The 14121-nt window shown below is 68.5% G+C and carries 18 protein-coding genes; 10 read left to right on the top strand and 8 right to left on the bottom strand.

The genetic code is table 11. From position 1 onward, the window contains the following. The first annotated feature begins 37 nt into the window (after positions 1-37). The 3 genes from IEY95_RS41275 to IEY95_RS41265 all read left to right on the top strand — a co-directional run bounded on the left by IEY95_RS41275 (position 38) and on the right by IEY95_RS41265 (position 1906). Positions 38-457 (top strand): hypothetical protein, encoded by a 420-nt coding sequence (locus IEY95_RS41275; protein WP_189191385.1) that lies wholly within the window; start codon positions 38-40, stop codon positions 455-457. Between the two features lie 100 nt (positions 458-557). Further along, the gene (locus IEY95_RS41270; protein ID WP_189191384.1) at positions 558-1214 is read left to right on the top strand and encodes a thioredoxin-like domain-containing protein; all 657 of its coding nucleotides are present in this window, start codon (positions 558-560) and stop codon (positions 1212-1214) included. Further along, positions 1211-1906, top strand: coding sequence for a DUF305 domain-containing protein (locus IEY95_RS41265; RefSeq protein WP_373294652.1), 696 nt, complete (start codon positions 1211-1213; stop codon positions 1904-1906). The genes IEY95_RS41270 and IEY95_RS41265 overlap by 4 nt, the downstream gene beginning before the upstream one ends. A gap of 254 nt (positions 1907-2160) precedes the next feature. Here the strand turns inward: IEY95_RS41265 and IEY95_RS41260 are convergent, their stop codons facing one another. Continuing rightward, positions 2161-2439, bottom strand: coding sequence for an SHOCT domain-containing protein (locus IEY95_RS41260; protein ID WP_189191383.1), 279 nt, complete (start codon positions 2437-2439; stop codon positions 2161-2163). Positions 2440-2866: 427 nt separating this feature from the next. Between IEY95_RS41260 and IEY95_RS41255 the strand changes: the two genes are divergently transcribed. After that, positions 2867-3388 (top strand): DinB family protein, encoded by a 522-nt coding sequence (locus IEY95_RS41255; RefSeq protein WP_189191382.1) that lies wholly within the window; start codon positions 2867-2869, stop codon positions 3386-3388. 110 nt (positions 3389-3498) lie between these two features. Here IEY95_RS41255 and IEY95_RS41250 read toward each other — a convergent pair whose 3' ends face one another. Next, on the bottom strand, positions 3499-3963 hold the full coding sequence (locus IEY95_RS41250) for a DUF5990 family protein (protein ID WP_229703709.1): 465 nt from the start codon (positions 3961-3963) through the stop codon (positions 3499-3501). 5 nt (positions 3964-3968) lie between these two features. Continuing rightward, positions 3969-4973 carry an organomercurial lyase gene (merB, locus tag IEY95_RS41245; protein ID WP_229703708.1) on the bottom strand — a complete coding sequence of 335 codons (1005 nt, stop codon included), beginning with the start codon at positions 4971-4973 and terminating at the stop codon, positions 3969-3971. Between the two features lie 63 nt (positions 4974-5036). Between merB and IEY95_RS49715 the strand changes: the two genes are divergently transcribed. The 5 genes from IEY95_RS49715 (at position 5037) to IEY95_RS41225 (ending at position 8402) form a co-directional block, all read left to right on the top strand. Then, entirely contained in the window at positions 5037-5285 is a 249-nt protein-coding gene (locus IEY95_RS49715; protein ID WP_229703707.1) for a MerR family DNA-binding transcriptional regulator, read from the top strand. Further along, a complete protein-coding gene (locus IEY95_RS49710; RefSeq protein WP_308429400.1) occupies positions 5222-5434 on the top strand; it encodes a MerR family DNA-binding protein in 213 nt (70 codons plus the stop codon). The genes IEY95_RS49715 and IEY95_RS49710 overlap by 64 nt, the downstream gene beginning before the upstream one ends. Before the next feature lie 50 nt (positions 5435-5484). Continuing rightward, complete coding sequence (locus IEY95_RS41235; RefSeq protein WP_189191380.1) at positions 5485-6378, top strand: ClpX C4-type zinc finger protein; 894 nt, start codon at positions 5485-5487, stop codon at positions 6376-6378. Positions 6379-6915: 537 nt separating this feature from the next. Beyond that, on the top strand, positions 6916-7569 hold the full coding sequence (locus tag IEY95_RS41230) for a hypothetical protein (protein ID WP_189191379.1): 654 nt from the start codon (positions 6916-6918) through the stop codon (positions 7567-7569). Between the two features lie 140 nt (positions 7570-7709). Then, positions 7710-8402 (top strand): lysophospholipid acyltransferase family protein, encoded by a 693-nt coding sequence (locus tag IEY95_RS41225; RefSeq protein ID WP_189191378.1) that lies wholly within the window; start codon positions 7710-7712, stop codon positions 8400-8402. Between the two features lie 58 nt (positions 8403-8460). On the opposite strand, the gene IEY95_RS41220 is transcribed toward IEY95_RS41225, so the two are convergent. Further along, a complete protein-coding gene (locus tag IEY95_RS41220; RefSeq protein WP_189191377.1) occupies positions 8461-9843 on the bottom strand; it encodes a transposase in 1383 nt (460 codons plus the stop codon). A gap of 389 nt (positions 9844-10232) precedes the next feature. Here IEY95_RS41220 and IEY95_RS41215 point away from each other — a divergent pair, with 389 nt between their 5' ends. Continuing rightward, positions 10233-10976 carry an SDR family oxidoreductase gene (locus tag IEY95_RS41215; RefSeq protein ID WP_189191376.1) on the top strand — a complete coding sequence of 248 codons (744 nt, stop codon included), beginning with the start codon at positions 10233-10235 and terminating at the stop codon, positions 10974-10976. Between the two features lie 422 nt (positions 10977-11398). Here IEY95_RS41215 and IEY95_RS41210 read toward each other — a convergent pair whose 3' ends face one another. From IEY95_RS41210 to IEY95_RS41195, 4 genes are all read right to left on the bottom strand, one after another. After that, complete coding sequence (locus IEY95_RS41210; protein ID WP_189191375.1) at positions 11399-12046, bottom strand: RraA family protein; 648 nt, start codon at positions 12044-12046, stop codon at positions 11399-11401. A 31-nt stretch (positions 12047-12077) separates the two neighbouring features. Beyond that, positions 12078-12350, bottom strand: coding sequence for a DUF6510 family protein (locus IEY95_RS41205; RefSeq protein WP_189191374.1), 273 nt, complete (start codon positions 12348-12350; stop codon positions 12078-12080). Positions 12351-12456: 106 nt separating this feature from the next. After that, on the bottom strand, positions 12457-13209 hold the full coding sequence (locus IEY95_RS41200; protein WP_189191373.1) for a ferredoxin reductase: 753 nt from the start codon (positions 13207-13209) through the stop codon (positions 12457-12459). After that, positions 13179-13778 carry a sulfite oxidase-like oxidoreductase gene (locus tag IEY95_RS41195; protein WP_189191372.1) on the bottom strand — a complete coding sequence of 200 codons (600 nt, stop codon included), beginning with the start codon at positions 13776-13778 and terminating at the stop codon, positions 13179-13181. Before IEY95_RS41195 ends, IEY95_RS41200 begins: the two co-directional genes overlap by 31 nt. Positions 13779-14121 lie beyond the last annotated feature (343 nt).

The following is a 14121-nucleotide window of genomic DNA, read 5'->3' as shown; positions in this document are numbered from 1 at the left end:
GAAAGAATGTTCACAAGCACCGCTTAGCATCATCACCATGAGCCGCTGGACGCAGCACAGACCCCGTGGCGCGCGGCAGAACACGCCGCTCACGGTCTTCTGTGCTGCCCTGACCGTGCTGTTCGCGGCAGTTGTGCTGTGCCTGGGCCCCATGGCGCACACCGGCGTCGCCGGGACCGCCGCGGCGCCCATGGCCACCATGTCCACCACCGAGCAGCCGGCCCAGAAGCAGACCGTGGCAGTCACGCACCAGGCCGACTGCCCTGTCGGCGACGTGTGCTGCGGCTTGGCCATCCACGCCGTACGGGCCGTACCGGTCGCGCCCGCCCAGCCGCTGCCCGCGACCCTGCCTTGCATACCGAGCCTCCCGCGGCCGCACGACACCTCGTGCTCCGCCCACTCGCCGCCCACCGGCGGCGCTCCAGATCTCCACGTCCTGCAGGTGCAACGAACGTAGGACGGATGCCCGTGCATGCGCGCACAACGGACATCCCTCCATTCATCTCCGCACCCACCGCCGCCCGACCACACCTTCGCGGCGGGACAAGGACGTATCCATGAGCAGGACCAGCAAGAAGCAGGCCGCAGCCGACCGCAAGGCACGCATCGAGGCGATGCGCCGCGCCGAGCGGGCCCGCGAGCGCCGCAGGCGGATCATCACCATCACCGTCAGCACGGTCATCGTGGCCGGACTGGTCGGCTGGGGCGTGTACGCCATCAACAGTGCCAACGAGAAGCAGGACCAGAAGGCCGCCGCGGCCAAGGCGCCCATACGCGGCGAGGAGGTCTGGGACGCCAAGAAGCTGACCCGCAACCACGTCAAGGGCCAGGTCAACTACCCGATGAACCCGCCCGTCGGCGGCGACCACAACCCGGTGTGGATGACCTGCGACGGCAACGTCTACACCAAGCCCATCGCGAAGGAAAACGCCGTCCACTCCCTCGAACACGGCGCGGTCTGGGTCACCTACAACACCAAGGCCACCAAGGCCGACATCAAGACCCTCGCCGACAAGGTCTCCAAGACGCCCTACACCCTGATGAGCCCGGTCAACGACGAAGCCGGAAGCATCATGTTGAGCGCCTGGGGCCACCAGCTCAGCGTGAACACCGCCTCCGATCCCAGGGTCGAGCAGTTCCTCACCAAGTACGTCCAGGGCCCGCAGACCCCCGAGCCGGGCGCAGCCTGCACGAACGGCCTGACGGCCTCATGACCGGCACGACCACCACAGCATCAGATGTGACGGACACCGGCGACACCCACGGCCACCGTCCGGCGCTCAGGCGCTGGATGATCGCCGCTGCGGCGGTACTGCTCGCCCTCGTCCTGGCGCTCTGGCTTCTGGCCACCGTCAGCAGCGAGGACGGCAAGGCAGCCAACGTGCCCACCGCGGATTCCGCCGATGCGGGCTTCGCTCGCGACATGGCCGTCCACCATCAACAGGCTGTGGAGATGGCCTACATCGTCCGGGACCGAACCACTGACGAGGATGTCCGCCGCCTCGCGTACGACATAGCCCAGACCCAGGCCAACCAGCGCGGCATGCTGCTCGGCTGGCTCGACCTGTGGAACCTTCCCAAGACATCCGCCGACGGCTACATGACCTGGATGACGGATGGCGGGCACATGGGCCACCAGATGAAGGACGGCTCGCTCATGCCCGGCATGGCCGCCAACACGGAGCTGGGCCGGCTCGGCAAGCTCGAGGGAAAACAGGCAGAGATCCTCTACCTCCAGCTCATGTACGACCACCACATGGGAGGCATCGACATGGCCCGCGCCTGTACCCAGCAGTGCACGGTGCCTCAGGAACGGAAGCTGGCCCAGGGCATGGTCGACGGCCAGCAGTCGGAGATGAAGGTCATGGCCGATCTGCTCCGGGAGCGTGGCTCGGCACCGCGATGACGTACGCCGCCGGCCACTGAGGGCCCGGATCGCTTGGCGCTCCGGGCCCGTCGCCGTACGTGCCGTCAGGGCGGCTGCGGCCACCGGCGCGGAGTGCTCGGCCTCGTTCATCCACGCGATCAGCGAGGTGCGGGCGCGGGCGACCCGCGAGCACAGCGTGCGGCTCGGGCGGTCGCTGACGAGGGCCGCCGCTCATCGGAGACCGATAGGGCCATCCTCCGGGGCGGCACACACCGCGCGCGGACGGCTCGCGGTCACTGGTGCTCCCGCAGCAGCGTCAGCCGGCGTTTGTACTCGTCCTCGTCGATCTCTCCGCGGGCGAACCGCTCGGCGAGCAGGTCCTCAGCTCGCTTGCTTCCCCACCCGGGCTCACCGGGAGAGGGGGGTGGGCCGCCCTGGTGGCTGTGCCGGCTGCCCGTGACGTAACGGACGAGCATGACGACACCGGCGATCAGCAGCACCAAGAACAGCACCGGGAAGATGGCCATGGCGAACCAGCCGCCCCAGCCCCAGCCGCCGTCGTACCACATCATGCCGATCACCTTCTTCGGCTGGCGGGCAAACGTGCCCTACCTCCAGAATGCGTCATCGGCGATGCCGCTGTTGACGAGGGGCACGCTGACGCCGTGACCGGTTCCCGCACCGAAGCGCTCGCCCGTCTGCCCGCCCGGGTGACGGGCGGCTAAGCCGCCGACGCCCGCGCAGCGGTGAACTGCCAGCCCATCAGCAGGGCACAGAGGTCCGCGCGCATTGGTGAGGCCGAGGCGTCCGACCAACCGGCCGCCGCATGCGTCGGCGTCGAAGTCTCGGCGGGGACGGCGTCGAGTATGAGCTTGGCTCATGGACGGGGCTGATGCTGTCCGTTGTCCGCAAAGAATCCCCGTGCGGGACTGGTGCCGAGTCATGGGGCGAGCCTCATCATGAGGCAGCGACCTCAACGCTCGTGACCAGGAGGGATGAATGGACAGGGAACTCATCCACGCAGAGCTGCGGTGGGCCAGTGCCACGTTCCACCAGCTTCTGGACTCGGCCACTGCCGAGGACTTGCGTCGCCGGAGCGATGGAACCCGCTGGACCAACGAGCAGCTCCTCTACCACATGCTGTTCGGCTACATGGTCGTGCGGGCGTTGCTTCCGATGGTGCGCCTGTTCGGTCGCCTTCCGCCGGGTGCAAGCGGTGCTTGGGCACGTTTGCTGAACGCCGCCACCCGACCGTTCGATGTGATCAACTACCTCGGTGCCGTGGGCGGCGCCCGGGTCTACAACCGGCGACGCATGGGAGCGAAGCTCGATCGCACGCTTGCGGCCCTTCATCGTCGTCTGGAGGCCGAGCCGGACGCGGTGTTGGCGCGGACGATGGGCTTTCCGACTCGGTGGGATCCGTTCTTCAGGGACGTGATGACCCTCGAAGAGGTGTACCTATACCCGACCCAGCACTTCGACTTCCACCGCGCCCAGCTCACCCTGGCTGCTAAGGCGTGACGTGCACTGCGGCCGTCCCAAGCCGAACGCGGCCGCGTTCGGCGACCCATGCCGGCGATGGCCGTGCGACCCGTGGGCGGCCGACGTGGGCCGCCCCGTGGTATCCGCTTCTAGTCGCCGTTTGCCGCGGTCCACGTGATGGCCGGGGGTATGACCCGTGCGCACAAGGGGTTGCCGCATGCGTCGGTCAGGCCGAGGCGTCCGACGAGCAGGCCGGATTGCGTGGCCGCGGTGAGGATCTCGGCGGGGACGGCGTCGAGCATGAGCTTGGCACGGCGGAACATGGTGAAGCTGCCCGCCTCGTCGACGGTGACCCACGACAGGTAGATGAACCGGCCGCCCGGGCGGCCCTGCACGTGCGGGCCTTTCACATCGGTGCCAGTCGGCGACGCGGTCGTGGTGCACTCCAGGGTCCAGCTCGCGGAGGAGGCGTTACCAGGCTGGGGGTCGAGGAGTTCGGCTGGGCGGTCGCGGCGTTGCACGGCGACGTGGATGTTGCGGTACGCCGGGTCACTGCCGTCGGCAGGTGGGCAGGTGAGGCCGGGCAGGTTGTCGGCGTCGATGCGGATGTGCATGCCGGTCAGCATCCTCGCCCTTCGACGGGCTCCGCCGCGAGCAGCAGAGATCCGAAGATGGACCGTCCCAGGGCCTCGGCCTGGCTCTGTTCGACGGCCTGACCGGTGTAGTCGGGGTGCCGTCGCGCCCAGGTACAGGCCGTCCGGCGGCTGGTGAAGAAGTTCAAGGCACCGCAGGCGACATCGGCGGCGGGGCCGGTGCAGGAGCGTTGGCCGACGTAGACCACGGCCGTGGATGGCTGCCAAGTCATGTGCCCGCCGGCGCAGGTGTCCGTGATGGTCTCGCTGGTGACCGGGTCGGCGGAGGTGATCACGGCATCGCTGCCGAGCATGTCCGCGACGCCCAGCGCGTCGATCGCGCACATCGCCCACACCTCTATCCCGCTGGCGAGCCGGACGCGATGGGTGGTGGGCCCGGCGGAGAACGGGTACGCCGCCCGGATACGGCCGTGGTCATCGAGGACGAGGAAGTCGTCGCCGCCCAGGTCAGCCACAACCTCGGCGGCGGTACGGCCATGCGCGGCGGCTGCAGCTTCCAGTTCCCCGATCACGGGGGCGTGTCCGGTGGCCGCGAAGTGGCGGAGCACGGCTTGCTCGACAGCGCGCAGTCCTCCGGCAACCGGAGCGAGGCGCCCCCGGCCCGCGCGGCCGGCCGCATCGATCGGCGGGCAGGCACAGTCCGCGGTGGTGTCCGCCGCGTCCAGTGCGCGCCGCAGGTCAGCGACGCTCGGCGCACCCTCGGCCCGGCCGTCAGACCCCCGGTACAGGCGGCACGACAAGGATGCAGGCGCGCCCGACACGGCGAAGGGATCCACGCCGTCGATCAGCACCGTGGGGGACCCGGTCATCCCTAGGCGGACGGCCTGCTCGGCATCGCCGACCTCGACCAGTCCCACCTCCGCGCCGCGGCCCTCAAGCGCACAGGCCAGCCGTTCCTCAACCACTGGCCCATTGGGGCAGTCGGGCACGGTCAGCACGGTGATCCGCATGGCGTCGTCCTCCCAGTTCACAGCGTCTGCACCCGACCGTAGACCTTCCAGCGCGCTGGAAGGTCAAGGCATAGCCTCGGTGGCATGCGCACTGGAGAACTGGCCGCCGCCAGCGGACTGACGGCCAAGACCATCCGCTTCTACGAGCAGGCGGGGCTGCTGCCTGAGCCGCCGCGCACCTCGGGCGGCTACCGCGACTACCCGCCGCAGGCCACGCAACGGCTGGCCTTCATCCGCGAGGCGCAGGCGGCCGGGCTCACCTCGCCGAGATCCGCTCCGTCCTGGCCCTGCGCGATTCCGGCGAAGCGCCCTGCTCCCACGTCGCGAACCTGATCAAGCAGCGTCTCGCGGACGTTGAGCGCCGTATGGCCGAACTGCGCAAGACCCGCAACGCTCTTGGGGTTCTGTCCGAACGGGCCGCCGCCACGGACCCGAGCACCTGCACGGAGGCGGACATCTGCCGGATCATTGGCAGCCAGTGAAGTGGCAACAAGGGATTGTCACCGTACGGCTGACAACTTACGGTTGTCGCATGAGCCCAGAGCCCACGGTGGACCAGCTCATCCAGGCGGCCCATACCCGTGCAATGAGTGACGACCCGCTCGACCTGCTCGAAGCCGTCCTCGCCCTCACCGGCGACCTGTCCGGCCGGGCCGACGCCGCCGTCGACCAGGTCGTACGGCGGGCCCGTGACGCCGGATACTCCTGGACCGTCATCGGTGAACGCCTCGGTGTCTCCCGCCAAGCCGCCCGCCAGCGTTACGCCGACCGCGTCGCCCAGACACCCGCGACCGCAGGACTGATCCGCGGTCGCGATCTCGAGGCCGGTCTGGCCGCCGCGCTGGCCGCCGCTGAGGCCGACGGGCTGGCCGAGGCAGGCACCGAGCACATCCTGCTGGGCCTGCTTACCGACGGGGTCGCCGCAGCCACCCTGGAACAGCTCGGCGTCAGCCGCGACAAGATCCGGGAATCCAGCCACCGCCTCTTCGACTATCCCGCCGAGTCCAGCCGCGCAGGCCGACCGGTCTTCTCCGCTGAGGCCCAGGCAGCCCTGGCCGGCGCCGAGCAGCTGGCCACCGAACGCACCCCGACCTGCGCCCCGGTCGCCGTCACCACACCGCAACTGCTCGCCGTTATCGCCACCAACCCCGGCTCCCGCGCCCGCCGCGTCCTCAATGACCTCGGCGTGGACGTGGCCGACATCAAGCGCCTGCTGCACTGCTACATCAACGTCCCACGCACCCCCTTCGGCCGGCGCTCCCGGCGCGGGCGCCCGGGAAAGAAGCAGGCTGATCGCTGCTCGTTTTGCGGTCACGCCCGCAGCGAGGAGCGCCGCCTGGTCGCCGGGCCCGACGTGTGGATCTGCTCCGAATGCGTTGCCCTGTGTGGCGCAATCCTCGCCCAGCCCGCCGACTCGAGAGCATGACGGTCGTCACCGCGCGCTGTCGTGCAGGGAGCGAGCTGGTATAGGGCCAGCCTGGCCGCGTCGCAGCAGAGGACGGGGCTGAGCTCGTCATGACGCCTCGGCGTGCTCGGCGGTCCATGGAACGAAAGCCAAACTCGACCGGATGAGGCTGCTGTGCGGGTACTGGCTCCTCTGGGGTGTGCACGGATGCGGGGGCAGTCGGGTGCCGCGTCGCTGGGAGGTGAGCAGACCGGCCTCCTTGAGCTTCTTCATGATGGGAGATCGTCCGCTGGGAGTCGCCGACATCAGCAGATGTCGTGCGCGCACGCTTACCCCCGCGACAGCAGGCCTCCTGGCTGACCGGGAACCGCAGCGACGTGCGCGGTGGGAAACGATCAATCCCTTCCCGGGAAATAATCTCTGCTGGTTCTGATTAGCCGCTGACCAGCGCATTCCGACCAGAAGCGCTCATGCCGTCGCCCGCGCGAATCGATGAAGTACCACCGGGTACGGGGTGGAAGGGGCCGTCGAACAGCGCCGCCGAACGGGAGGTGTGCCATGTCGCCCGAGGTGCGGGCCCATGAATGGTCGCTGACCTCCCCTGCTCTCGCGGAGCAGCTGATTGAGGCGGTTTCGCATATCCGGGTCGGCGATCTGGACACGTTGCGTCGGCACTTCCTCGGTCTGGGCCCGGAGGAGATCGCCGATCACCCGGTCACCGGGGCGGTGCGGGGCACTGAGGCCGTCGGAGCGGGCGTGGGTTCTGCCGCGGCGTTGCCCACTCCTCCGGCCATGCCCGTCGAGCTGGCCACCGGCATCCTCGGGACGGCATCCGTCGAGTTCAAGCTCATCGCCGAACTCCACGAGGTGTACGGTCTGCCTGCGCTTGGAGCCGCTCGACAGCGTGCCGCACTGTATCTCGCGGAGTGGACGCGAAGGCGCGGCCTGAACACCACGAAGCCGACCTCCGCGGTCAGTCTCATGCTCAGCGTCCGGGTGAGGAAGGAGCTGCGCCGACGGCTGCTCACGCTCGCCGTCCGCAAGATCCCCATGCTGATGCCCTTCATGGTCGGCGCGGCCATCGGTGCCGGGCTGAACCACTACGACACCACAAGGCTCGCCCGGCGCATCCGTGCCGACCTGCGCGCGCGTCAGGCCCCCTGGCGGGCGCTGCCCAGGCAGGAGTCGGCACCCACGGGTGCCGACTCCTGAGCCACCGCCATTCGGCTCACGGACTCGATTTCCGTCCTTTCGCACGGAACATCCGAGGCGCTCGCGGATACGCGGGCGCGCCCCGGACCCGCTGTGACTGACCTCGCGAGCCGGGGCCGATTGGCAGTTGGGAGCTGCCCATGTTCTATTACGTACTCAAGTTCGTCCTGCTGGGGCCGATGCTGCGGCTGCTGTTCCGGCCGCGGGCCGAGGGGTTGGAGCACGTTCCGGCCAAGGGCGCGGCGATCGTTGCCGGGAATCACCTGTCCTTCGCGGACCCCCTCCTCATGCCCGCGGTCCTGAAACGGCGCATCACGTTCCTGGCCAAGGCGGAGTACTTCACGGCGCCGGGCCTCACGGGCCGACTGACCGCGCTCGTTCTCCGCGGTGCCGGGCAGATTTCGGTCGACAGGTCGGGCAGGGCCGCAGGGCAGGCGGCGATCCGGGAGGGGCTGGGGGTACTGGCGAAGGGAGAGCTACTCGCGATCTACCCGGAAGGCACGCGTTCCCCCGACGGCCAGCTGTACAAGGGCAAGGTCGGAGTGGCAGTGATGGCGCTGGCCGCGCAGGTTCCGGTGATTCCGTGCGCGATGGTGGGGACCTTCGAGATCTGGCCCCCGGGACGTGTCCTGCCCAGGATCCGGCCGGTCGCGATCCGTTTCGGGGAACCGCTGGACTTCTCGCGCTTTACGGGTAGGGCGCACCAGAAGGCGGTGCTGCGGGCCGTCACCGACGAGATCACGTACGCGATCTTGCGGCTTTCAGGCCAGGAGTACGTGGACCGGTACGCGGCCGACGTGAAGGCCGGACAAGCGAAGGGGCGGCGCGGCTGAGGTTCCGCCGCCCTTTGGCTGCGATCCGGTCCGGATGGCCGTCCCGCTAGCTTGATCCTTAATGTCTAGCTTGGTCTCGTTCGTAGAGGGTGCTCGGGCGTTTGACGGTTTTACCCACGTCGTGACGGGTGGCGGGGTGCCGGTTCTTGGAGCCTGGCGGGCGTCCGGGGCCGGGGCGGCTGGGTTTGGGCACGCGGGCCGGGCAGGCCAGGTGAGGCCGGAGGTGTCGGAACCCGCGCCGGACGCGAGTGGGGGTGAGAGCGACGCCGGGGCGGGTGGTCTTCTCCCAGGGCTTGCGCTGGTCGGTGGCGAGCGGGGCGGCGAGGCGGAGCTGGGTGTGCGCGATGATCACGAGCCAGGTCCAGCGGTCCGCCGCCTCCGGTTCACGTAGCCGCGGCCGGGTCCAGCCCAGGGACTGTTTGAACAGGCGAAACGTATGCTCGAGGTCGAATCTTCGCAGATGGCACGACCAGACGAAGTCGACGCCGGCCGGGCTGGCGCCGGTGGCCGAGGACCACAGCCATACCGGTGGCGCGTCGCGGTCGCCGGGCAGGTGATCGACCTTGAGGCGGATCAACGTGCCCTCGATGATGGGGAGTTCACCGTCGTGGTCGATCCAGGCGGAGCGCTGCTGGAGTTCCGGGTGGAGCCGGTCCCACGCCCGGGCTTCGGCCTTGCCGTAGCGGGATGTGTCGTTCACCGTCACGACCGACGGTTCCGTCCAGGTTTGCGGCCTCGCGAGGCTGAACTCCGGGCCGTGCCTGGGCGGCCGGCCGCCCTTGGGCTGGTAGATGCGGGGCGGGGCCGGGAGCCGCAGGTTACGGTCCGAGCGCAGGCGGCCGACCAGCTCGACGGGAAGGTCGCGCAGCAGCCAGGCCAGGCGCATCACGTCGTAGCCGGCGTCCATCACCACCAGGATGTTCCGGTCGCCGCATTGCCATTGACCGGCCGCGATCAGCCTCTCAACCACCTGCCGGAGCTGGCTGGCGGTGACGGCCGCCGCGTCGTCGGTGGGCCCGAGGCGGACCGTGTCCAGCACCACGGTCCACGAGGTACGGTCCGGCGTCAGCGCGGCGACGAAGGAGTACAGCCGCTCCGGCGAGCACGCGGCGTCCGAGCGCAGCCACGGGGAGACGTCCACGGTGAGCACGATCCGTCCGCCGAAACACGGTAGTGGCATCGACACCAGGAGATCCCGCAGCCGGTCCACGTCCAGGCGGCCATGGTTCAACGCACCGTACAGCGAGCCGTATCCACGCTGGTGCTCGGCGAGCAGGGACAGCTCGACCGGTGTCCGGGTCGGGCCGTCCGCGCACAGCAGCGCGTCGGTCAGCTCGAAGAACGCATCCGCCCGCGCGGACAGACACCCGTAGAAGGCCCTCCGAAAGCGGGACAGCTCGGCGAACACATCCCGTTCGCCGGCCCGTTGCAGCACACTCATCCCACGGCCTTCCTCGTGAACCCCTGGATCTCGTCGCAGAGTTCAGGATCACGAGGAAGGCCGCCCTCATACCCTGAGATCACTGCAAAGAGTGACCACTCGACCGGGCCCGAGGTTAAGGAACAAGCTAAGGACCTGTGTCACATCCTCTTTCCGCAGCTCACGGCGTCATGAAGTGCGGTCGTGATCTGACTTGCCGTTCGGCTGGTCGTCGACGGACGGCAAACCGAACGGCAGCGGGTCATTTTGAACTCTGTGCAGTCACGGGATGCGATCGCGGCCGCTGAGGGCGACGCTGAGGGAGGCCTGCACCTGTGACCGCCCACCCCACGGATGCCGACAGCGGGGGAAAGATGAGCGGCAGCCGGAGTGGCAGAGGAGAGAACACCATGCGCATCGCCGTCGCCGGAGCAACCGGGAACATCGGGGCCCGCACCGTCGCCGCCCTGGAACAGGCCGGACACGAAGTCGTGCGCATCAGCCGGTCACTCGGCGTGGATCTGACCACCGGGGACGGTCTGGACGCCGCGCTGACCGGCGTCGACGCCGTCGTGGACGCCACGAGCTACGAGGCGGACGACCGGGACCAGGCGGTGGCGTACTTCGGCACGACCACCCGGAACTTGCTCGCCGCCGAGGAACGGGCCGGTGTCCGTCACCATGTGCTGCTCTCGATCGTCGGTGTCGATCGTATTGAAGGCAACCCGCACTACGCCGGAAAGCGCGAGCAGGAGCGCCTCGTGACCGAGGGCCCGGTGCCATGGACGATCGTTCCTTTCACGCAGTTCCACGACTTCGCCGCAACGTTGACAAGTTGGACCGAGCAGGACGGCGTCGCCACGATCGCACCGCTGCTCGTACAGCCGATCGCGCCCGCGGACGTGGCCGACATCCTCACCGAGATCGCCACGAGCGCACCGCAGGGGCGTTACCGCGATGTCGCCGGCCCGGAGCCGCAGGACCTGGTGGACATGGCCCGGCGCACCAACGACACGCGCGGACACGCGGTCAAGCTCGTGCCGACGTGGCAATCGCTGCTCGGCCCGGAGTGGGCTGGTGACGTACTCCTGCCCGGCGAGGGCGCCCGCATCGCGCCAACCACCTTCGACGAGTGGCTCGCAAAGCCGCAATAGCGTCACCCCGGCCCAGCACCCTTCGCTGCCGCGATCACGGCGCTGGTAAGGGGGCAGAGCCTGAAAGACGGCTGGGTTGTCGGTGAAGGTGCGGCGTCGTCGACGACCTTCTGGCCATGATCGCAGCGCAGGAGGCACGGATCTCCCCGAAGAGCACAGAGTGTCGCGGCTCCGTGATCAGCGTGGAGACCGCTGAGGCGATTTCCGAGAACGCCGCGTAAGGTCCGCGCCGTGGCGAGACTGCACCAGCACGCGCCCAGGCTGGGCAAAGACGATCGCACGGAATCCGTCGCTCCTCTGCTCCATGACCAGGCCGTCAGGCAGTGCACCCTCCGGCCGGGACCGGCAGCAGCCAAGCCCGTCATGACATCGCCGACGATCGCGGGCAGCGCGCCCGTCGACGGCAGATCGCCGCGATGCGGTTACTCGGCGGCGGGGGCTTCGTTACGGATCCTGTCGACGAAGGCTGCCTCGACCTGTGCGATGCGGTTGGCTTCTTCGAGCACGCCGAGGACCTGTGCGGCGGGGATGACGACAGCGCCGGATGCGTCCGCGAACACGTAATCACCTGGGCGGACGGTCACGCCAGACACGACGACCGGCCGGTTGGCCTCGAAGGGTGTCACGACATCGCCGCCCCACTTGGTTGTCTGCCCCAAGCAATAGGCGGCGAAGTCGTAGGTCGCGATTTCGGTGAAGTCCCGGAGACGCCCGTCGGCCAGGACGCCCGCAAGACCGTGTGCCGCCACCAACGAGAGCTTTGATCCGCCTCCGAGCGATACCCCGGGATGCCCGTTGCCGGCCAGGACCAGCACCCGCCCCTGCGCACCGTTTTCGATGGCGTCATGGAACAGCTGGGAGAAGTTGTAATGCTCGAGTGGGAGTGCTTCCTCGCACGAGGGGAGGAACGAGATCGTTATCGCGGGGCCCAGGAGGATACGGCCCGGGGTTGGGGTCACCAGGTCGTTGATGTGACACCGGTGGCGGTGCATCCGTCCCATGGCATCGGCGACGTCTGGGGTACGTACTCGCGAGGCGAGACCTTGCAGGCGGTCGTTCTCGCGTGCCATGAGGCCTCCCGTCCGGTCGTACAGTCGTACGTCAGGCCGGTGTGGGGATCTTGACGTAATCCAGTCCGCCGGCGTCGAGCCACATCTGGGTGGGGGAGCGGACCAGGCGAAGCAGGACGCTGTCGCAGCCGGGACAGCGCAGCACCATCCCGGGACCACCGAGGTAGGCGTGCGTTTGGGCAAGCATCATCTGCTCGCCGCAGCCACGGCACCGTCCGGAAGCCATGGTCATGTCGGTTCCGAACAGAGACTCGAGGTCCCCGGCGGCGGCGTTGCCGTCAAGGAAGTCAGGCGTCAGGGTCATGGAATTCACCTCGCTTTGTGCCGATGCACCTGGAGAGTCGTCGCCACTGGTGAGCCCGGCCACTGGCGGGGTACCACCCATGGCCGCGCACGCCACCTGCCTCGCGTCATCTGCTGGGTCCAAAACGCTCGGTTCGGATACGGCCAGGGTGGTGGCCGAGAGCCACCAGCAGTCCGGCGGCCTTTTCGACGAAGCCGGTAGAACCGCAGACGTAGCAAGTGGGTTCGAAATCCGGTGGCCACCCGGCGCCTGACAGGTCAGGAGCGGTGAACCGCCCGGGGGGCCGTGGCCACTGTGGTGGGGTGGAGCGGGAGTAGAGGTACGTCTTGTCGAGGCCCGGGTCGTCCCGTCTCAACTCCGATACGAAGAGCTGGTACTCGGGGCTGCGCACGGAGTACACCAATCGGAAGGGCGTACGGCTGCCGATCGCGCGGCGCATGCGGATCATCGCCATCAGTGGCACCAGGCCGGAGCCGCCGGCCACGAGCAGAATCGGCTCCTTCTGCTCGGGACGCCACACAAACCATCCGCCGACCGGTCCGCGCAGCTCCACCACGTCGCCCACGGCGAGTTCGTCCGTCAGGTACGGGGAGACCTCGCCGTCATCCACGCGCTGAACGGTCAGCTCGACGCTCTCGCCGTCGGGTGCCGACGCCAGTGAGTAGCTGCGCTGTGTGCTGTAGCCGTCCTCCGCCGTGAGCCGTACATCGACATGCTGTCCCGCCAGATGCCCCGGCCAGTCGGGCACCTCGAAGACGAGGGTGCGCGCAGTTTGGGACTCGACGCGCCGATCGGTCAAACGGGCAGCCTTCCAGCGCAGCCGGTCGCTCAGTCGCCTTGATACCGCTGCTCGCGCCATGGGTCCCCATAGTCGTGGTAGCCGATGTTCTCCCAGAAGCCCCGCTCTTCCTCGTCGAGCAGCTGGATGCCGCGCACCCACTTCGCGGACTTCCAGAAGTACAGGTGCGGAATCAGCAACCTGGCGGGGCCGCCGTGCTCCGGCGCGAGTTCCTCGCCGTCGTATCGGTAAGCGATCCATGCCTGCCCGTCGAGGAGGTCCTCCAGGGGGACGTTGGTGGTGTAGTCGCCGTAGGAGTGAACGAGCGCGTAATCGGCACTGGTCTCCACGTCCTCCAGAAGGACGTCCAAGGAGACTCCCTGCCACTCCGTCTCGAACTTCGACCACTTGGTGACACAGTGCAAGTCAACGGTTTGCGTTTGGCTGGGCAACGCCATGAACTTTGCCCAGTCCCAGATGTGCCGTGCGCCGGTCTCTGCGCGGATGGTGAATTCCCACTGGTCGAGGTCCACCGCAGGGGTGGGTCCTGCCGACAGAACGGGGAAGTCGGCGGTCTCGTACTGCCCAGGAGGAAGTCTGTGCCGTGCATCCCGTGCTCGGCCGTGGAACCCGCGTGAAACGATGGGCATGGACTGGCCCCCATTCTCCGCACAATGCGGTTTCCATTCTCCAGGACATCGCGCAGCACAGCATCTCGAGACGAGCCGGCGCGGTGTCGTTCTGGGCATCAATCTGGCTTGTCCTCCGCCCCCGATCCTGCGGATGTCCGTGTATGGCTCAGCAAGGGCAGCGCAATCAGGGAAGCACGATCACGGCGGTGCACCGCCAGGCTCGGAAGCTGGCCCTATCACCGCGGACGCCGTGGACTCCGCGATCGGCGTGGAACCAACCCACCCAGACCATGGCTCGGGCATCATGGCCGGCGGCGAGGCTCCAGGCCTGGAGTGCCCACTCGGTCTTCCCTATTTCCTC

The organism is Streptomyces albiflavescens, from assembly GCF_014645835.1.
Taxonomy (GTDB): Bacteria; Actinomycetota; Actinomycetes; order Streptomycetales; family Streptomycetaceae; genus Streptomyces; species Streptomyces albiflavescens.
This window is presented reverse-complemented; position numbering and strand designations above follow the sequence as displayed.